Annotated in this window: 16 protein-coding genes; 11 read left to right on the top strand and 5 right to left on the bottom strand. The window is 64.1% G+C overall.

All coding sequences use genetic code 11. The features are described from left to right. The first annotated feature begins 51 nt into the window (after nucleotides 1-51). The 3 genes from glcE to glcF all read left to right on the top strand — a co-directional run bounded on the left by glcE (nucleotide 52) and on the right by glcF (nucleotide 3,089). Complete coding sequence (gene glcE / locus CK215_RS22955) at nucleotides 52-1,308, top strand: glycolate oxidase subunit GlcE (protein ID WP_095832264.1); 1,257 nt, start codon at nucleotides 52-54, stop codon at nucleotides 1,306-1,308. Continuing rightward, nucleotides 1,305-1,694 carry a DUF4870 domain-containing protein gene (locus tag CK215_RS22960; protein ID WP_095826935.1) on the top strand — a complete coding sequence of 130 codons (390 nt, stop codon included), beginning with the start codon at nucleotides 1,305-1,307 and terminating at the stop codon, nucleotides 1,692-1,694. The genes glcE and CK215_RS22960 overlap by 4 nt, the downstream gene beginning before the upstream one ends. Nucleotides 1,695-1,763: 69 nt before the next feature. Next, nucleotides 1,764-3,089 carry a glycolate oxidase subunit GlcF gene (glcF, locus tag CK215_RS22965; protein WP_095832265.1) on the top strand — a complete coding sequence of 442 codons (1,326 nt, stop codon included), beginning with the start codon at nucleotides 1,764-1,766 and terminating at the stop codon, nucleotides 3,087-3,089. Here glcF and CK215_RS22970 read toward each other — a convergent pair whose 3' ends face one another. Both CK215_RS22970 and CK215_RS22975 read right to left on the bottom strand, forming a co-directional pair. Continuing rightward, on the bottom strand, nucleotides 3,090-4,010 hold the full coding sequence (locus CK215_RS22970) for a bifunctional 5,10-methylenetetrahydrofolate dehydrogenase/5,10-methenyltetrahydrofolate cyclohydrolase (protein ID WP_095781901.1): 921 nt from the start codon (nucleotides 4,008-4,010) through the stop codon (nucleotides 3,090-3,092). Nucleotides 4,011-4,350: 340 nt separating this feature from the next. After that, nucleotides 4,351-5,091: a L,D-transpeptidase gene (locus CK215_RS22975; protein ID WP_095832266.1), complete on the bottom strand. Its 741-nt coding sequence runs from the start codon at nucleotides 5,089-5,091 to the stop codon at nucleotides 4,351-4,353. Between the two features lie 215 nt (nucleotides 5,092-5,306). On the opposite strand from CK215_RS22975, the gene CK215_RS22980 reads away from it, so the two are divergent. Then, nucleotides 5,307-5,945: a DNA-3-methyladenine glycosylase I gene (locus CK215_RS22980; RefSeq protein ID WP_095781899.1), complete on the top strand. Its 639-nt coding sequence runs from the start codon at nucleotides 5,307-5,309 to the stop codon at nucleotides 5,943-5,945. 125 nt (nucleotides 5,946-6,070) lie between these two features. Here CK215_RS22980 and CK215_RS22985 read toward each other — a convergent pair whose 3' ends face one another. Further along, the gene (locus CK215_RS22985; RefSeq protein WP_066989234.1) at nucleotides 6,071-6,307 is read right to left on the bottom strand and encodes a hypothetical protein; all 237 of its coding nucleotides are present in this window, start codon (nucleotides 6,305-6,307) and stop codon (nucleotides 6,071-6,073) included. 229 nt (nucleotides 6,308-6,536) lie between these two features. Between CK215_RS22985 and hisS the strand changes: the two genes are divergently transcribed. From hisS to CK215_RS23015, 6 genes are all read left to right on the top strand, one after another. After that, nucleotides 6,537-8,039 carry a histidine--tRNA ligase gene (hisS, locus tag CK215_RS22990; RefSeq protein ID WP_095832267.1) on the top strand — a complete coding sequence of 501 codons (1,503 nt, stop codon included), beginning with the start codon at nucleotides 6,537-6,539 and terminating at the stop codon, nucleotides 8,037-8,039. Between the two features lie 174 nt (nucleotides 8,040-8,213). Beyond that, the gene (locus tag CK215_RS22995; protein ID WP_095832268.1) at nucleotides 8,214-9,335 is read left to right on the top strand and encodes an ATP phosphoribosyltransferase regulatory subunit; all 1,122 of its coding nucleotides are present in this window, start codon (nucleotides 8,214-8,216) and stop codon (nucleotides 9,333-9,335) included. Further along, nucleotides 9,332-10,030, top strand: a complete 699-nt coding sequence (gene hisG, locus CK215_RS23000) for an ATP phosphoribosyltransferase (protein WP_095832269.1) — start codon at nucleotides 9,332-9,334, stop codon at nucleotides 10,028-10,030. The genes CK215_RS22995 and hisG overlap by 4 nt, the downstream gene beginning before the upstream one ends. Before the next feature lie 70 nt (nucleotides 10,031-10,100). Continuing rightward, a complete protein-coding gene (locus tag CK215_RS23005; protein WP_095832270.1) occupies nucleotides 10,101-11,867 on the top strand; it encodes an AMP-binding protein in 1,767 nt (588 codons plus the stop codon). An 81-nt stretch (nucleotides 11,868-11,948) separates the two neighbouring features. Beyond that, the gene (locus tag CK215_RS23010) at nucleotides 11,949-12,563 is read left to right on the top strand and encodes a poly-gamma-glutamate hydrolase family protein (protein WP_095832271.1); all 615 of its coding nucleotides are present in this window, start codon (nucleotides 11,949-11,951) and stop codon (nucleotides 12,561-12,563) included. Between the two features lie 286 nt (nucleotides 12,564-12,849). Further along, nucleotides 12,850-13,953 (top strand): calcium:proton antiporter, encoded by a 1,104-nt coding sequence (locus CK215_RS23015; protein WP_095826944.1) that lies wholly within the window; start codon nucleotides 12,850-12,852, stop codon nucleotides 13,951-13,953. Nucleotides 13,954-14,106: 153 nt separating this feature from the next. Here CK215_RS23015 and CK215_RS23020 read toward each other — a convergent pair whose 3' ends face one another. After that, nucleotides 14,107-15,015 carry a hydrogen peroxide-inducible genes activator gene (locus CK215_RS23020; RefSeq protein ID WP_095832272.1) on the bottom strand — a complete coding sequence of 303 codons (909 nt, stop codon included), beginning with the start codon at nucleotides 15,013-15,015 and terminating at the stop codon, nucleotides 14,107-14,109. Nucleotides 15,016-15,166: 151 nt separating this feature from the next. Here CK215_RS23020 and katG point away from each other — a divergent pair, with 151 nt between their 5' ends. Continuing rightward, a complete protein-coding gene (gene katG / locus CK215_RS23025; RefSeq protein WP_095832273.1) occupies nucleotides 15,167-17,380 on the top strand; it encodes a catalase/peroxidase HPI in 2,214 nt (737 codons plus the stop codon). A gap of 142 nt (nucleotides 17,381-17,522) precedes the next feature. Here the strand turns inward: katG and CK215_RS23030 are convergent, their stop codons facing one another. Next, a complete protein-coding gene (locus CK215_RS23030; protein WP_095832274.1) occupies nucleotides 17,523-18,200 on the bottom strand; it encodes an MIP family channel protein in 678 nt (225 codons plus the stop codon). Nucleotides 18,201-18,286 lie beyond the last annotated feature (86 nt).

Here is an 18,286-nt window from a genome sequence, read left to right on the forward strand (position 1 = left end):
GAACCTGGGTTCCTCGCCCCCGCTTCGCGGGGGGAGGAACCGGAGATTGCAATGACCACCTTCACCCCATCCAGCCCCGCCGAAGTCCTCTCCACCATCCAATGGGCCGCCGCGGAGGAAAGCCCGCTCGAAATCCTCGGCCATGGCTCCAAGCGCGGCATTGGCCGGCCGCTGCAGACCGAGCATACGCTCGACCTGTCGACGCTCACCGGCGTCACGCTCTACGAGCCGGCCGAGCTGGTGCTTTCGGCACGCGCCGGCACGCCACTCGCCGAAGTCGAAAAACTGCTTGCCGAGAACGGCCAGCAATTCGCCTTCGAGCCGATGGATTACGGGCCGCTGCTCGGCGGCGAGCCGGGTAAGGGAACGCTGGGCGGCGTGCTGGCTTCGAACCTATCCGGTCCGCGCCGGCTCAAGGCGGGTGCGGCACGCGACCACATTCTCGGCATATCGGCGGTTTCCGGCCGCGGCGAAGCCTTCAAGTCGGGCGGCCGGGTCGTCAAGAACGTCACCGGCTACGACCTTTCCAAGCTGATGGCGGGGAGCTGGGGCACGCTTGCCGTGCTGACCGACGTCACCTTCAAGGTCCTGCCGGCGGCGGAAACCGAGGTGACTTTGGCCATTCGAGGCCTGCTCGACGATGCTGCCGTTGCGGCCATGGCGCTGGCGCTGGGCTCCAGCGCCGAGGTCTCGAGCGCCGCGCACCTGCCCGAGCGGATCGCCGCGCGCGTCGCCGCCGGCCATCTCGGCAGCGATGCCGCGACGCTGCTGCGCGTCGAAGGCTTTGGCCCCTCGGTCGTCTACCGTGCCGAGGCATTGCGAAACCTGCTCAGCAAGGCCGGCCCGCTGCAGGAAATTGCCGGCGAAGCGTCGAAGGCGATCTGGCACGACATCCGCGACTGCGCGCCCTTCGCCGATGGCGGCGCAGGGCCGGTCTGGCGCGTCTCGATGCCGCCGTCTGAGGCCCATCACATGGTGATGGCGCTGCGCATGCAGGCGGCGGTCGACGCCTTCTACGATTGGCAGGGCGGGCTGGTGTGGCTTTCGATGCGCGAGGATGATCCGGAGGCGGAACTGCTGCGCGCATTGATCCGCCAATATGGCGGCGGTCACGCGACGCTGGTGCGGGCGTCTGCCTCGCATCGCGCGGCGCTCCCCGTTTTCGAACCGCAACCGCCGCATTTGGCGGCGCTTTCCGCGCGGCTCAAGGCCGAGTTCGACCCGAAGCACATTCTCAACCCCGGCCGCATGGCGCGTACTTCCAGCTCTGCTACTCTTCCTCAGTCAACGGAGGGAGCAGCACCATGAGCAATGCCAATCCAGGCCCGGGCAGCAGCGCGCGCCAGACCGATCGCTGGCTTGAGCCGGGCCAGACCAACGCGCTGGTCATCTACATTCTCTATCTCGCCAGCCTTGTCATCGGCGTCACCGGCATTATCGGAATCGTGCTTGCCTACATCAATCGCGGCAAGGCGGGCGGCTATGTCGAAAGCCACTACACATTCCTGATCAGGACGTTCTGGATCGGCCTTCTCTACGCGCTGATCTCGGTGGTCCTGATGATGCTCGCGATCGGTTTCCTGCTGATGTTTGCGGTTGCCGTCTGGTTCATCGTCCGCTGCATTCTGGGCCTGCAGGCGCTGCAGCGTGGCGAGCCGATTAGGGACCCGCAAAGCTGGCTTCTCGGGCAATGAGAGCATGATCCCGCAAAGTGGAAACCGGTTCGCGGAAAAGATCATGCTTAGACGATAAGGACATTTTTCGTGCAGACCAATTTTTCAGCAGCGCAGCTCGCTGACCCGCATGTCGCGGAATCGGAGAAGATCCTGCGCAAATGCGTGCATTGCGGCTTCTGCACCGCTACCTGCCCGACCTATGTAACGCTCGGCAACGAGCTGGATTCGCCGCGCGGCCGCATCTATCTCATCAAGGATATGCTGGAGAACGGCCGGCCGGCGGACAAGGAGATCGTCACCCATATCGACCGCTGCCTCTCCTGCCTTGCCTGCATGACGACATGCCCGTCAGGCGTGAATTACATGCATCTGGTCGATCATGCCCGCGCCCACATCGAGCAGACCTACAGACGGCCGCTGCTCGACCGGCTGACCCGCGCCATGCTGGCTTTCGTGCTGCCTTATCCGGGCCGCTTCCGCGCCGCGCTGAAGCTCGCCCGATTCGGCCGGCCGTTGATCGGCCTGTTGGAAAAGCTGCCGACCCTGAAGCCGGTCGCCGCCATGCTGAAGCTTGCGCCGTCGTCGATCCCGCCGGCATCGCCGATCGCCTCGCCCGCCGTGCATGCCGGGCAGGGCACGAAACGTGGCCGCGTCGCCATCCTCACCGGTTGCGCCCAGTCGGTGCTCGATCCCGCCATCAACGAGGCGACCGTCTCTTTGCTGACGCGGCTCGGCGTTGAGGTCGTGGTGCCGGAAGGCGAGGGCTGCTGCGGCGCGCTTGTGCATCACATGGGCCGTGAGGATCAGGCATTGGCTTCGGCCAGGCAAAATGTCGACGCCTGGATGCGCGCAGTCGACCAGGGCGGGCTCGACGCCATCATCATCACCGCGTCCGGTTGCGGCACCACGATCAAGGATTACGGCTTCATGCTGCGTGTCGATCCGGCCTATGCGGAAAAGGCGGCTCGTGTCTCGGCGCTGGCTAAGGACATGACCGAATATCTCGCTGCCCTCGACCTGCCCGAGCCGGTGCGCAAGCCGGGCACGATCGTCGCCTATCATTCCGCCTGCTCGATGCAGCATGGCCAGAAGATCACCCGTCAGCCGAAGGAGCTTTTGGCCAAGGCGGGCTTCATGGTGCGCGAGCCGCGCGAGGGGCATCTCTGCTGCGGCTCGGCCGGCACCTACAACATCCTGCAGCCCGACATTTCGGCCAAGCTGCGCAACCGCAAGGTGAAAAATATCGAGGCGACCGGCGCCGAAATCGTTGCCACCGGCAATATAGGCTGCATCACACAGATCGCGTCCGCGGCCAAGCTGCCGGTGGTGCACACGATAAAATTGCTCGACTGGGCCTATGGGGGCCCGAAGCCCGATGGCGTTTCCGAGAGCAGCCTGGGTGGCGCGGAATAGCTACTCAGCCGCCAGCTGGTCCGCCACACCGTAGGTCGCGCGGTAGAGCGCGCGCTGACGGCTGAGCGCCACCATGGTGTTGCGCAGCAGGATCGCCACCGTCAGCGGGCCGACGCCGCCCGGCACCGGCGTGATCCAGGAGGCGACTTCCTTGACGCTCTCGGTGTCGACATCGCCGACGATGCGGCTCTCGCCGTCCGGGCCGATTTCCGAATTGATGCCGATGTCGATGACGCAGGCGCCGGGCTTCACCATCTCGGCCTTGATCAGCCGCGGCCTGCCGACGGCGACGAACAGCGCATCCGCGCGCCGCGCATGCGCCGCCACCGAGCGCGTCATGTGATGGCACACCGTCACCGTCGCCCCCTCGCTCATCAGCAGAAAGGCGATCGGCTTGCCGACGATCTCGGAATGGCCGACCACCACCACCTCGAGCCCCTTGAGGTCCAGGCCGGTCTCCTTGAGAAGCTCGACCGATGCGGCCGCCGTGCAGGGCGCGAGATCGAGCTGGTTGTAGACGATGTTGCCGATCGAGGCCGGATGCATACCCTCGACGTCCTTCAGCGGGTGCACCGCCGCCTGCAGCGTCTTGATCGGGATATGCGCCGGCACCGGCCGCTGGATGATGATACCGGTGACGCGCGGATCGGCGTTGAGGCCGTGAATGGCGGCTTCCAGCTCGCCCGCGGTGATGTCGGCGGCAAAGCGCCGTTCCTCGAAGCCGATGCCGGCAAGCCCGGCCTTGGCGCGCTGGTTGCGCACATAAACGTCGACCGCGTCGGTGTCGCCGACGGTGATCGAGACCAGCTTCGGCGGGAAGCCTTCCGCTGTGGCGATGGCCGCTTCCTCGCGTACCGAAGCGATGATGCGCTGGGCGACCGGACCGCCCCTGAGATAGCGGCTGTCGTCGGACCGGGTCATAGGTGGAACCTCTGCCTTCTGGAGCAACTCCAGAAGGGCGGTTTTCCGTCCGGAATTGCGTAAAACCAAGATTGTGCGCTGCAATAGCAGAGGTGCGCCGGGAAATCAGCCCCGAATGCGAAACATGCTGCTTCCGGGGCGACCCGTTGACGGGCTTGAAACGAAAAGGGCAGCGCGGTCTCCCGTGCTGCCCTTTCGTGACTGACCGTATCCCCACACGGCCCGTCCCCCGTTAACTCGATGCCAGTCTAAGCATGTCTCGCCAAATCGCGCTATGGCTTGAGGGCAACAGCAAGCGCCAAAACTGCTCGGCGCCGCCTAACCGGCTGATTCGCAGTTACTATATCACCTCGACGGTTGTTCCGACATTGACGCGCTCATAGAGGTCGACAACATCCTCGTTGCGCATGCGGATGCAGCCGGAGGACACCGCGCCCCCGATCGTCCAGGGCTGGTTGGTGCCGTGGATGCGGTATTCCGTGGTGCCGAGATAGAGCGCGCGCGCGCCGAGCGGGTTCTCGATGCCGCCGGCAAGGTAGGTCGGCAGGTAGCGGCCCTTGGCCGCCTCGCGGGCGATCATCGCCGCCGGTGGGCGCCAGTCCGGCCACACTTTTTTGTCGGTGATCTTGTGCGTGCCCGACCATTCGAAACCGGGCTTGCCGGTGCCGACGCCGTAACGGCGCGCCTTGCCGTCCTTCTCGACCAGATAAAGGAAGTTCTGGTGGGTATCGATGACGATCGTGCCCGGCTTCTGCGGCCCGCCATAGGCGACTTCCTGAGGCAGGTAGATCGAGTTGATCTGTGGCCTCATCACCATGCGCTTGGCAGGCTGCCGCACGGCTGCGGTGCGCTGCTGGTCGGGCTGCGCCTGGAAAAGCCGCCGCAGCGGCTGCTGGGTCGCCTGGCGGCTCGGGCGCACGATCCCTGGCGCATGGCCGAGCTGCAGCACCCAAGGCGCTGAAAGGTCGGGGCTCACCATCACGGGCGGCCTGTCGGCATAACGGTCATTGGCGAAAGAGGTCGTCGCGCCGGCGGCAAGCACCGCGGCTGCGCCGAGCACGAAAGTGAACGCTGTCTTCATCGGAACGCACCTTGATCGTCGAACTCGTCCGAGGGCAGGGAAGAGGCCTCGGCGTGGCGATCCTTGGCGCTGAGCGGCAAGCAAAACATGAATCGAAATGCGTAAAATGCCGACTTGTCAGTAAACTTTGCGGTGTGGTTACCGGCCGGTTCAGGAATCTGGTAAAGCCACGGTAAAACCGACGCTTTGGCGCATTAACGGACGGATTTCCGACAATGGAACAAGAACATGCCGGCCTGCTCGACGGCCCCGACGGTATCACGCGCTGCTTCTGGCACGGCAATCTGCCGGACTATCTGCACTATCACGACCATGAATGGGGCCGGCCCGTGGCGGACGATCGCCGGCTCTTCGAAAAGATCTGCCTCGAAGGCTTCCAGTCCGGTCTCTCCTGGCTGACCATCCTGCGCAAGCGCGAGAATTTCCGCGAGGCTTTCGCCAATTTCGACTTCGACAGGGTGGCGGCGTTCATCGACAAGGATGTCGAGCGTCTGCTCGGCAATGTCGGCATCATCCGCCATCGCGGCAAGATCGTCTCGACCATCAACAACGCTAGGCGCGCCCGTGAAATGGCAGATGAATTCGGCTCGCTGGCCGCCTGGTTCTGGAAGTTCGAGCCGGGGCCTGACGAGCGGCCGACGGTTGTCGACCTTGCGCATCTGCGCGCCAATCCGACGACGGCGGTCTCGGTCCGGATCTCGAAGGAACTGAAGAAGCGCGGCTGGAGCTTCGTCGGCCCGACGACCGTCTACGCCTTTATGCAAGCGATGGGCTTGGTCAACGACCATCTCGAAGGCTGTGTCTGCCGGGCAGAGGTGGAGGCCGAGCGGCAGAGGTTCAGGAGACCGAAATAGCGTCACCTCTACCCGCCCCTTATGGCCCCTTGTGGGCAGGTCGCGCCGAAGGCGCGGGTCGGGTCGCAAAACCGAGCTCATCGCCTCCGACGCTACGCGTCCGCACATTGTGAGGTGGGGGAAGATCAGAGGCTGCCGGCGCTTGTCAGAAACAGCCCGGCGATGATGGCCGCCACGGCCGCAAAGGCCGGGTAGATCACCAGCAGTCCGGTCACCAGCGCGTCGCGCACCGTCGGCTTGTGGGCTTCCGCCACGACCTCGAACGGCCCTGCAGGCTGCTGCGCCGGCTTGGGGGTGGCGCTGCCGGCCGGCCGGAGCTTGGCAACCGGCTTGCTCTCGATGATGTCTTCCGTGGTCGTCATGGCCCGAACCCTTATTTCGGCGCGCTTATATGGTCCTCGATTGTGTCGGCAGCATGCCGCGCCGGTGACGCGATTGTTTCGTTCTTGGCGCCGTTTTGTTTCGAAGGCGCGGCCTTTCCTTCTCGCACAAGGAGAAGGGAAGGCGCCAACCCTTGCCGCCCAAGGCGGTATCGTCTAGGACACGCCCGCTCGAAATAAGTCAGCGTTCACATAGCGAAAAGACCCATCCATGGCCGACAAATCGGAAAAGACGAAAGCGCGCCTGCCGCGCGGTTTTGCCGACCGCAGCGCAGAAGACATTCGCGCCGTCGAGAAGATGATGGCGACTATACGCTCGGTCTATGAGCTTTACGGTTTCGAGCCGGTCGACCAGCCGATGATCGAATACACCGACGCGCTGGGCAAATTCCTGCCCGACCAGGACCGGCCGAACGAAGGCGTCTTCTCGTTCCAAGACGATGACGACCAGTGGCTGTCGCTGCGCTACGACCTGACGGCGCCGACGGCGCGCTTCGTCGCCGAGAATTACGACCGCCTGCCGAAACCCTATCGCAGCTACCGGTCCGGCTGGGTGTTCCGCAACGAGAAGCCGGGCCCTGGCCGCTTCCGCCAGTTCATGCAGTTCGACGCCGATACGATCGGCACGCCGGGCGTCGCCGCCGACGCCGAGATGGCGATGATGATGGCCGACGTGATGGAGGCGCTTGGCATCAAGCGCGGCGACTACGTCATCCGCGTCAACAACCGCAAGGTGCTGGACGGTGTGCTGGAGGCGATTGGGCTTGGCGGTGAGGAGAATGCTGGGCGCAGGCTGACGGTGCTGCGCGCCATCGACAAGCTGGACAAGCTCGGCCCGGAAGGCGTGAGGCTGCTGCTTGGCCCGGGACGATGGGATGGCGGCAAGGAAGGCGAAGGCGATTTCGCAAAGGGCGTGGGGCTGAATGACGCGCAGGCCGAAGCGGTTCTTCTCGCAACGGCAAGGAACGGACAGGCTGGCCAGGATTCCACCGTCGGTGCCAACGCTGTGTATCAGGAAGGCGTCGGCGAACTTGCAACGATTGAAGCTCTGGTCAGGGCTGCAGGATATGGCGAGGACCGCGTTGCGATGGACCGCTCCGTCGTGCGCGGCCTCGAATATTACACCGGCCCGGTCTTCGAGGCCGAGCTGCTGGCCGAGATCCCCAACGAGGACGGCCAGATCGTGCGCTTCGGCTCGGTCGGCGGCGGCGGCCGCTATGACGGGCTGGTCTCGCGTTTCCGCGGCGAGCCGGTACCGGCGACCGGCTTCTCGATCGGCGTCTCGCGGCTAATGACGGCGCTGAAGAACCTCGGCAAGCTCGACACTTCCGACGTCATTGCTCCGGTCGTCGTTCTGGTCATGGACAAGGATACGGAAAGCCTCGGCCGCTACCAGAAGATGGTCGCCGATCTGCGCGCCGCCGGCATTCGCTCGGAGATGTATCTCGGCGGCGCCGGCATGAAGGCGCAGCTGAAATATGCCGACCGCCGCGGCAGCCCGATCGCCGTCATCCAGGGCGGCGACGAGCGCGTCAAGGGAGAGGTGCAGATCAAGGACCTCATCGAAGGCGCGCGCCTGTCGGCCGAGATCACCGATAACGCCGAATGGCGCGCCGCGCGCCCGGCGCAGGTGACGGTGGCGGAGAGCGAGCTGGTCGCCGAGGTGAAGAAGATCCTGGCAGCGCAGGCCGAGGAGCGGGCACGTGGCAAGTAGGGCGCCAACCTCTCCTTCTCCCCTTGTGGGAGAAGGTGGCCGAGCGAAGCTCGGTCGGATGAGGGGTGTTCCAGGGAGCGCCAGCGTCTCATTCCGCCCAGCACCCCTCATCCGTCTCGGCGCTGCGCGCCAATCCACCTTCTCCCACAAGGGGAGAAGGGGAGGTGGCGCTTTATGACTTCCCGCTATCCCGCCATCGCCGCCGACGTCGCAAAACTCTTCGCCGCGCGCGACACCCACGCGGTCGAGGTGGCGGTGCTGCAGCCGGCCGATCCGTTCCTCGATATGGCGGGCGAGGATCTGCGCCGCCGCATCTTTCTGACCGAGAGCGAGACCGGCAAGACGCTGTGCCTCAGACCCGAATTCACCATCCCGGTCTGCCTCGACCACATCGCCAGCCAGGCGGGCACGCCGCGGCGCTATTCCTATCTCGGCGAAGTGTTCCGACAGCGCCGCGAGGGCGGCAACGAGTTCTTCCAGGCCGGTATCGAGGATCTCGGCGATCGTGATACCGCCGCCGCTGACGCGCGCTCGCTGGCCGACGCGCACGCGCTGCTCTCGCTGGTGCTGCCCAGCGTGCCGCTCGCCATCACGCTCGGCGACCAGACCTTGTTCGAGGCGGTGCTGGCCGCGCTCGGCCTGCCGCGTGGCTGGCGCATGCGCCTCGCCCGCGCCTTCGGCTCGGCGTCGATGCTGGAAGCGGCCCTTGCCGACCTCGCCAATCCGCCGCGCAACAGCCAGCTGTCGGGTCCGGTGGCCTTGCTGGTGCTCGACAGCGATACCGACGGCCTCGCCGCTTATATCGCCGCCGGCATGGAAGAGGCCGGGCTGTCGGCCTCCTCGGGCCGCGCCCCGGCCGACATCGCGCGGCGGTTGATCGAGAAGGCGCAACTGCGCAGCGTGCGGCTGTCCGACGAGGCGTTCTCGGCGTTGAAAGGATTTCTCGAGATCGACGTCGCGCTGGGCGGAGCAACTGAGGCGCTGGAAAAATTCGCCGCCGCTGCCGGCCTGTCCCTTGGCGCGGCGCTCGAAAATTTCGCCGCCCGCGCCGAGGCGATCGCGGCGCATGGCCTGCCGGTCGAAAAGATCCGCTACGACGCCGCCTTCGGTCGTCCGCTCGATTACTATACCGGTCTCGTCTTCGAGATTGCTGCCCAGGGCGGCGACCGTCCGCTGGTGGGCGGCGGTCGTTACGATCGGCTGCTGACGCTGCTCGGCGCGCAGAAGCCTATCCCCGGCGTCGGTTTCTCGGTCTGGCTCGACCGCATCGAAGCATTGCGGGAGCCCGCGCGATGATCACGCTGGCGATCCCATCCAAGGGCCGTCTCAAGGAGCAATCGCTTGAAGTCCTGGCCAAGGCCGGACTGGCGGTCACCCTGCCCGAGGACGACCGCAAATACCGCGCCCGGATCGAGGGCTTCGACAATGTCGAGGTGGCCTTCCTCTCCGCGTCCGAGATCGCCGGCGAGATCGGCCAGGGCGCGGTCGATCTCGGCATCACCGGCGAGGATCTGCTGCGCGAGAACCTCGCCGACTGGGAAGCGCGCGCCGAGATCGTTGCCCGTCTCGGCTTCGGTCATGCCGATGTCGTCGTGGCGGTGCCGGATATCTGGCTCGACGTCGATACCATGGCCGATCTCGACGACGTCGCCGCCGATTTCCGCCAGCGTCATGGCCGGCGGCTCAGGATCGCCACCAAGTACTGGCGGCTGACCCAGCAGTTCTTTTCGCTGAAGCACGGCATCCAGGTCTACCGCATCGTCGAAAGCCTCGGCGCCACTGAAGGCGCACCGGCGGCCGGCCTTGCCGACGTCATCGTCGACATCACCACCACCGGCTCGACGCTGCGCGCCAACCATCTCAAGGTGCTGGGCGATGGAATAATCCTGAAGTCGCAGGCCTGTCTCGTTGCTTCCAGGAAGGTCCGCGACGCGGCCGATGAGGCACAGTTGCGTGGCATCGCAGCGAAGATGGCTGCGCTGGTCGCTTAACCGGTACCTTCGGCGGGTTTCCACCGTCCCGGCAGGCTGATAGGCTGGCTCATCCCGGGAGGAGACGGCGATGGCGATCAAACTCGACGAGCTCATGAACGCCACCAATCTGCGCGGGCGCGGAACGCATGGCACCTTCATTGCTCCGATGGACGGCAGGGCGCATGTCTCGGGCGACCGTTCGGCGCCGTTGCTCGACAAAACCATTCCGGAACTCTTCTCCGATACGGTGAGCAGATACGCCACGCTCGATGCCGCCGTCTTCGTCGGGCAAGACAAGCGCTTCACCTGGAGCGAGCTGTCGGATGCGGTCGACGCGCTGGCCGCCGGCTTCCTGGCGCTCGGCCTGGAGAAGGGCGATCGCGTCGGCATCTGGTCGCCCAACCGCTGGGAATGGCTGGTGACGCAGTTCGCCACCGCGCGCATCGGCCTGATCCTGGTCAACATCAACCCGGCCTACCGGCTGAGCGAGCTGGAATATGCGCTCAACAAGATCGGTTGCAAGGCGCTGGTCACGGCGGTCAGCTTCAAGACCTCCGACTATCTCGGCATGATCGAGACGCTGGCGCCGGAGATCGCCAAGGCCGAGCCCGGCAAGCTCGAGGCAAAGAAGCTGCCGTCGCTGAAGATCGTCATCCGCATGGGCGAGGACAACTCGCCCGGCATGTTCAATTTCGGCGATGTGCTGGCAATGGCCGGACGCGACGAGCATGACAGCCTCGATCGCATCTCCGAAAGCCTGAAGCCCGGCGACGCCATCAACATTCAGTTCACCAGCGGAACGACGGGCGCGCCGAAGGGCGCGACCCTCACCCATTTGAACATCGTCAACAACGGCAGCTTCGTCACCTCGGCGATCGAGCTCACCGTCGACGACCGGCTCTGCATCCCTGTGCCGCTCTATCATTGCTTCGGCATGTCGATGGGCACGATGGGCTGCGTCACCAAGGGCGCCACGATGGTCTTCCCGGGCGAAGGTTTTGACGCGGGCGCGACGCTCAGAGCCGTCGCGCAGGAACGTTGCACCGGCCTTTATGGCGTGCCGACCATGTTCGTCGCCATGCTCGATCATGCCGATTTCTCTAGCTTCGACCTCTCCAGCCTGCGCACCGGCATCATGGCCGGCTCGCCATGCCCGATAGAGGTGATGAAGAAGGTGGTGTCGCTGATGCATATGGCGCAAGTGACCATTGCCTATGGCATGACCGAGACCAGTCCGGTTTCTTTCCAGAGCAGCGTCGACGACCCGCTGGAAAAACGCGTCTCCACGGTCGGCCGCATCCATCCGCATGTCGAGGTCAAGGCGATCGGCGCCGATGGCGCCACCGTCCCGGTCGGCGAGCCGGGCGAGCTCTGCACACGCGGCTATTCGGTGATGAAGGGCTATTGGGACGACGCGGAAAAGACCCGCGAGGCGATCGACGCGGACGGCTGGATGCACACCGGCGACCTCGCGACGATCGACGCCGAGGGCTATTGCAACATTGTCGGCCGGGTGAAGGACATGGTCATCCGCGGCGGCGAGAACGTCTATCCGCGCGAGGTCGAGGAATTCCTCTACCGCCACCCCAAGATCAAGGAAGTGCAGGTCTTCGGCATTCCCGATGACAAATATGGCGAGGAGATCTGCGCCTGGATCGTGCTGAAGCCCGGCCAGATCGCCACCGCTGAGGAGATCAAGGCCTTCTGCGACGGCCAGATCGCGCATTACAAGGTGCCGCGCTACATCCGTTTCCGCACCGAGCTGCCGATGACGGTGACCGGCAAGCCGCAGAAATTCCTGATGCGCGAGGCGATGGTCGAGGAACTGGGGCTGGTGGCGCAGAAGACGGCGTGAGGCAGGATTGATCCGGAGATATTCAGCCCTCGCAAAACGCGCTCGAAGCACGAACTGCCGACCACGCGTTTGGATGGGATTATGGACAACGAGTTCCCAAATTTCGCGGCGCTGAAGGCCGCCAAAATTGAAAACGTGGACTATCGCATCGTCGTGCGGCGTGGCGCTCGAACCGGCAATGCGATCGTCCTCGCCCCGCACGGTGGGAAAATCGAGCCCCGCACTTCCCTGATTGCCGAGACGATAGCAGGGAGCGATCTGGATCTGTATTGCTTTGAAGGACTGATGCCGCAAAACAATCGCGAGTTGCACATAACGTCAAATAACTTTGACGAGGTATCCGCGCTCGACTTGGTGCGGGCGAAGTCGATTGTCGTTGCTATCCATGGTCGCCAGGATCGGGACGATCCCTCGACAATCTATATGGGCGGCAAGGACGCCGCGCTGATTACAGAGATAGTTCGGCGCCTCCAGGAAGCCGGCTTCAACACCAAAAGGGACAACCATATTTTTCCAGGCATCGGCGATTTGAACATCGTCAATCGTGGATTGACCGGCAAAGGAGCGCAACTGGAGATACCCTTCTCCCTGCGCCAGCGGCTGGGCAACGAGCCGGAACTTTTGCGAAAATTCTGCACGGCGGTTCGCAAGGCGATTGACACCGTCGATGCCAGAAGCCGTTCGATCGTGTCCTAAAGCCGCCTCACCCTAGACCGGCAAGGGGAGCACGTCACGCACGCGTGAATTCCTGGCGCGGATGCTTTGAGGTCGGTCATTGCCGGGGCGTAGACCACGGCATCTCGACGTTTCGGTGCGCTGGAACAGCCGGCGCCGCAACTCCTCGAGCATCCTCGGCAGCAGCGGATCGGCTTCCCGGAAGAAGTCGAACGCCGGGTGATCGGTCCGTCCGCTTCGCAATGATGTCGGCTGGGGTGCTTCCCACAGGCTTTTCCGCTAAATTCGCCGAAACGCAGGGGCTTCAATGACTGGTTTCGCGCGGTCGGTGACTTCCTACACAATGCCATTGGCCGCCCTGGTGATGGCTGTCGCGGTCAGAGCCAGCGGCCTTTCGGTGGACGAAGGTTCGCTGAGCATCAGGATTGTCGTTGGAGCGCTTTCGAGTGCGATCATGTTCATCACCATTTTCGTGGTGCTCGACCACGCCGAGGCCGTGGCCCGGCGCGTGGGGGAGCCGTACGGGACGTTGGTGCTGACCTTTGCCGTGACGGCAATCGAAGTGTCGATCATCGTTTCCATGATGCTGCATGGAGAGAACAACCCGACATTGGCGCGCGAATCGGTTTTCTCGACAGTGATGATTATCTCCACCGGCGTCGTCGGTACGTGTCTCACGCTTGGCGGCTGGCGTCATCGCAAGCAGGCAATCGTTCGGCAAGGGACCAGCGCGTATCTCGCGGTTCTGATCGCGCTGACTGTCATGACGCTTGTCCTGCCGACCTACACTCAAACCACGGATCCAGGCACGTTTTCGGCAGGCCAGCTTGGTTTTGTGAGCGTCCTTTCAGTGCTGCTCTATGCAAGCTTCGTGTTCGCCCAGACCGTTCGGCACCGGGACGACTTCGTCCAGGAACAGGCGCACGACGTTTCGATGCGAACTGCCCTTCCCGAAAGCCTTTCTGTCGGCGTTCTGCTGCTGCTGAGCGGGCTGATCGGCATCGTCATGCTGGCCGAGCAGGTCGCCGCCGGTGTCGAGGATACGCTCGTTGCCTACCAGGTGACCCAGGCCGACAGTATCGTGGGAGCGATGATCGCCGGGCTGGTTTTGATGCCGGAGGCCATTTCGGCGGTTCGCGCCTCGCTCAACAATGAGCTGCAGCGCGGCCTCAACGTTGCGATGGGTTCGGCCTGCGCCACCATCGGTCTGACGATACCGGCGGTCGCGGCCGCCAGCCTGCTGACAGGCCGAGGGTTAACCCTTGGGCTTCCGGCGGCTGATGCGGTACTTTTGGCCCTGGCTCTTTTCATTTGCAGCGTAAGCTTTAGCACCGAAAGAACGACATTCCTGACCGGAATGGTTCATATTGTGGTGTTCTTTACCTACGTATTTCTCATATTTGTGCCGTAAAGGCTGGCAATCGAACGCAGGGTAGAGAACACGAGGTTGGGAACCGCACTATCGGATTTTCGAAGCGGGCAGCGTTAGCTCGGGTAAGCAGCAGAAGCTTCCGATACCAGGCGTTGGCTGAGAACTGAGATTGGGAAAGTTCAGAATCCAGGGTCAGCTCGCCAGCACCGCCTGATCCAATCCCCGTATGATCTTTGCCAGTTCCACGCATTCGTCCTGGCGCACTTTGTTGCGCCGCCATGCGAGGCAGATCATGCGCTGCGGCATCGGCTCCTGGAACGGCACGATCTTCAGGTCCGGCATGACGCCCGCGGCGTTTGCCGCCATTTCCGGAACCAGCGTCACGCCCAGCCCATGCGCCACCATCTGCAAGAGGGTGGTGAGACTGGTGGCGCCATAGCTTGCCATCGCCACCGGTCGAACATTGCCACAGACGGCCAGAGCCTGTTCGCGCAGGCAATGGCCTTCCTCGAGCAGCATCAGCCGTTCCAGCGCCGGGCTTTCCGGCGGCACGGGCGGCGAGGCGAAAGCCGGATCGCCGGCGGGCACCGCAAGGAAGAAGCGGTCCGGGAAGAGCTCCTCCGTGACAAGCCCCGGATGGTCGAGCGGCAGCGCGGCGATGAAAGCGTCGAGCTTGCCCGAGACATTGTCCTCGACCAGCGATGACGTCACCGCCTCGCGCAGTTCGAGCTGCAGGCCCGGGAAATGCTTCTTTAATTCCGGCAGGACCCGCGGCAGGAGATAGGGCGCTACGGTCGGGATGATGCCCAGCCGGAAGCGGCCTTCCATCGCGGGGCGGCCGCGCCGGGCGGTCGTCTCGACGTCACGTATATCGGCAAGAATGCGCTCGATGCGCGGCTGCAGCACAAGCGCTTCGTCCGTCATCCGCACCGTCTTGCCGCCGCGCTCGAACAGAAGACAGTTCAGCCGCTCTTCCATTTCGGCGATCTGGCCGGAGAGCGCCGGCTGGCTGACGCCGGCAAGCTTCGCGGCGCGGCCGAAATGCAGCGTCTGCGCCAGCGCGTCGAAATAAAGCATCTGTCGCACGGTGAGGCCGATCATAAGGAAAGCTTATCAAAACGAACGGGAAAGGCAATTTGTCTTTATCGCCAAGCCGGCCTAGGCTGGAATCATTCCAGATTGGCGCGGCCGCTGGTCGGCCCCGAAATCTGCGCAGAATCAATCTCGGAAAATCAAAACCCTGGAGAGTAAGATGGACGCGAAAACCGACGACAACAGCGCTGGCAAATGCCCCGTGGCGCATGGATCCGCCGGCAGGACCAATCGGGATTGGTGGCCGAATCTACTCGACCTCGGCGTTCTTCATCAGCAGTCGAGCCTCTCGGACCCGATGGGCGAGGATTTCGACTATGCCACGGAATTCCGGAGCCTCGATCTCGATGCCGTGATCAAGGACCTGCACCATGTGATGACCGACTCGCAGGACTGGTGGCCGGCCGATTTCGGCCATTACGGACCGCTCTTCATCCGCATGGCCTGGCACAGTGCCGGCACCTATCGCATCGGCGACGGGCGTGGCGGCGCCGGTGCCGGCCAGCAGCGGTTCGCGCCGCTGAACAGCTGGCCGGACAATGCCAATCTCGACAAGGCACGCCGGCTGCTGTGGCCGGTCAAGCAGAAATACGGCCGCAGTATCTCCTGGGCCGACCTGATGATCCTGGCCGGCAACGTCGCGCTGGAATCGATGGGTTTCAAGACCTTCGGCTTCGCCGGCGGCCGTGCCGACGTGTGGGAGCCGGAGCAGGACGTGGATTGGGGCTCCGAAACGAAGTGGCTGGACGACCAGCGCTATTCCGGCGACCGTGAACTGCAGGGCCATCTCGGCGCCGTTCAGATGGGCCTGATCTACGTGAACCCGGAAGGCCCGAACGGCAAGCCGGATCCGGTCGCCGCGGCCCGCGACATCCGCGAGACCTTCCGCCGTATGGCCATGAACGACGAAGAGACCGTGGCGCTGATCGCCGGCGGCCACACCTTCGGCAAGACCCATGGCGCCGGCGATGCCTCGCTGGTGGGCGTGGAGCCGGAAGGTGCCGGCATCGAAGCGCAGGGCCTCGGCTGGTCGAGCAAACATGCCACCGGCATTGCCGGCGACGCCATCACCTCGGGCCTGGAAGTCACCTGGACCACGACGCCGACCAGATGGAGCAACAATTTCTTCGACAACCTGTTCAACTTCGAATGGGAGCTGACGAAGAGCCCGGCCGGTGCCAATCAGTGGACGCCGAAGGGCGGCGCCGGCGCCGGCACGGTTCCGGACGCGCACAATCCCTCCAGGCGTCATGCTCCGGCCATGCTCACCACCGATCTCGCGCTGCGCTTCGATCCGGCCTATGAGAAGATCTCGCGTCGCTTCCACCAGTATCCGGACCAGTTCGCCGACGCTTTCGCCCGCGCCTGGTTCAAGCTCACCCATCGCGACATGGGCCCGGTGGTTCGTTATCTCGGCCCGCTCGTGCCGAAGGAAGAGCTGATCTGGCAGGATCCGATTCCGGCGATCGACCACGAACTGGTCAGCGAAGAGGATATCGCCGCGTTGAAGGCGAAGATCCTGGCCTCCGGCCTCACGGTTCCTGAACTGGTCTCAACTGCCTGGGCCTCGGCCTCGACCTTCCGCGGCTCGGACAAGCGCGGCGGCGCCAATGGCGGCCGCATCCGTCTCAGCCCGCAGAAGGACTGGGAAGTCAACCAGCCGGCCCAGCTTTCGAAGGTGCTGGCGAAGCTCGAAGCCATCCAGCAGGAGTTCAACTCAGTGCAGGCTGGCGAGAAGAAGATCTCGCTCGCCGACCTGATCGTGCTCGGCGGCGCCGCCGCGATCGAGAAGGCCGCGAAGGACGGCGGCAATGAGGTGAACGTGCCCTTCACGCCAGGCCGCATGGACGCTTCGCAGGAGCAGACCGATGTCGAATCCTTCGCGGCACTCGAGCCGAGGGCCGACGGCTTCCGCAACTATGTCCGCGGCAGGCTGCCCATGTCGGTCGAAGCGATGCTGGTCGACCGTGCGCAGCTCCTCACGCTGACGGCGCCGGAAATGACGGTGCTGGTCGGCGGCCTGCGCGTGCTCGGCGCCAATCATGGCGGCTCAAAGCACGGCGTGTTCACCGACAGGCCGGGCACGCTGACCAACGACTTCTTCATCAACCTGCTCAGCATGGCGACCATCTGGGATCCGGCGGCCGGCTCCGAGCCAGACTCGGATGAGGTCTATGAGGCGCGCGACCGCAAGACCAAGCAAGTCAAGTGGACCGGCACCCGCGCCGACCTGATCTTCGGCTCGCACTCGCAATTGCGTGCGCTGGCCGAGGTCTACGGCTCGGCGGATGCCAAGCAGAAGTTCGTCAAAGACTTCGTGAAGGCGTGGACGAAGGTGATGAATCTCGACCGGTTCGAACTGGTCGCGAAGTAAAGCAGGTCTCCCGAGAGTGGGAACCGGTTTCGGGACAAAGGCAACTAAAGCGCACGGAGCGAAACTGAAAGATCGCAATGCGCTTTAGGTCTCATCCTCCCCAGAAGGCGCGCGTTCATGCCCGCGCCTTTTGCATTAGGTATCAGTCTTTTTCGAAGATGCCAGTCTTGGCAACGATGCCGGCGATCGCCCCGCCGATCAGTGGCGCGACGATGAACAGCCAGAGCTGGCCGAGCGCCGCCCCGCCCGAAAACAGCGCCGGGCCGATCGAGCGCGCCGGATTGACCGAAGTGCCCGTCACCGGGATCATGGCAAAGTGGAGCCCTGCCAGCGTTAGGCCTATCACCAGGCCGGCAAAGGCCGTCATGTGCTTGGCGTTGGTGACGCCGAGAATGACGGTGACGAAGGTGAAGGTGCCGATCAGCTCCCACAGGAAGGCCGAGCTGATGCCCCATTTCGCCTCGTCCCAGCCATTGGCGCCGAAGCCCCCGGTGTGGCCGCCGGCCTGACCGGTGACGACGATCCACAGCGCCAGCGAAGCGATGATGGCGCCGATGATCTGCGCGATCCAGTAAGGCACGACTTCCCTCGCCGGCATCCGCCCCGCAAGGAACACCCCGAGCGTCACCGCCGGATTGAGATGCGCGCCCGAGATCGGGCCGATCGCATAGGCCGCGGCGATCAGGCCGATGCCGAACGCCAGGCCGATGCCTTCCTGTCCGAGCGGCAGCGCGCCGCCGAAGCCGCCCGTGACCACGGAGGCCGTGCCGATGAACACCAACAGAAACGTGCCTAGAACTTCTGCCAGATAAGTCTTCATTGCCCTCTCCTCATAGGGATTTGCCAAAACGCGTTTTCCGCGTCGCGAATCACAGACGAAAGAGTATTCCTGCCGGAAAAACTTGG

Origin of the sequence: Mesorhizobium sp. WSM3864 (assembly GCF_002294955.1) — a bacterium.
Taxonomy (GTDB): Bacteria; Pseudomonadota; Alphaproteobacteria; order Rhizobiales; family Rhizobiaceae; genus Mesorhizobium.

What these genes read in the sequence shown, in the direction of transcription:
- glcE (WP_095832264.1), top strand. Translation starts at nt 52, where the DNA reads ATGACCACCTTCACCCCATCCAGCCCCGCCGAAGTCCTCTCCACCATC.
- CK215_RS22960 (WP_095826935.1), top strand. Translation starts at nt 1,305, where the DNA reads ATGAGCAATGCCAATCCAGGCCCGGGCAGCAGCGCGCGCCAGACCGAT.
- CK215_RS22970 (WP_095781901.1), bottom strand. Translation starts at nt 4,010, where the DNA reads ATGACCCGGTCCGACGACAGCCGCTATCTCAGGGGCGGTCCGGTCGCC.
- CK215_RS22975 (WP_095832266.1), bottom strand. Translation starts at nt 5,091, where the DNA reads ATGAAGACAGCGTTCACTTTCGTGCTCGGCGCAGCCGCGGTGCTTGCC.
- CK215_RS22980 (WP_095781899.1), top strand. Translation starts at nt 5,307, where the DNA reads ATGGAACAAGAACATGCCGGCCTGCTCGACGGCCCCGACGGTATCACG.
- CK215_RS22985 (WP_066989234.1), bottom strand. Translation starts at nt 6,307, where the DNA reads ATGACGACCACGGAAGACATCATCGAGAGCAAGCCGGTTGCCAAGCTC.
- hisS (WP_095832267.1), top strand. Translation starts at nt 6,537, where the DNA reads ATGGCCGACAAATCGGAAAAGACGAAAGCGCGCCTGCCGCGCGGTTTT.
- CK215_RS22995 (WP_095832268.1), top strand. Translation starts at nt 8,214, where the DNA reads ATGACTTCCCGCTATCCCGCCATCGCCGCCGACGTCGCAAAACTCTTC.
- hisG (WP_095832269.1), top strand. Translation starts at nt 9,332, where the DNA reads ATGATCACGCTGGCGATCCCATCCAAGGGCCGTCTCAAGGAGCAATCG.
- CK215_RS23005 (WP_095832270.1), top strand. Translation starts at nt 10,101, where the DNA reads ATGGCGATCAAACTCGACGAGCTCATGAACGCCACCAATCTGCGCGGG.
- CK215_RS23010 (WP_095832271.1), top strand. Translation starts at nt 11,949, where the DNA reads ATGGACAACGAGTTCCCAAATTTCGCGGCGCTGAAGGCCGCCAAAATT.
- CK215_RS23015 (WP_095826944.1), top strand. Translation starts at nt 12,850, where the DNA reads ATGACTGGTTTCGCGCGGTCGGTGACTTCCTACACAATGCCATTGGCC.
- CK215_RS23020 (WP_095832272.1), bottom strand. Translation starts at nt 15,015, where the DNA reads ATGATCGGCCTCACCGTGCGACAGATGCTTTATTTCGACGCGCTGGCG.
- katG (WP_095832273.1), top strand. Translation starts at nt 15,167, where the DNA reads ATGGACGCGAAAACCGACGACAACAGCGCTGGCAAATGCCCCGTGGCG.
- CK215_RS23030 (WP_095832274.1), bottom strand. Translation starts at nt 18,200, where the DNA reads ATGAAGACTTATCTGGCAGAAGTTCTAGGCACGTTTCTGTTGGTGTTC.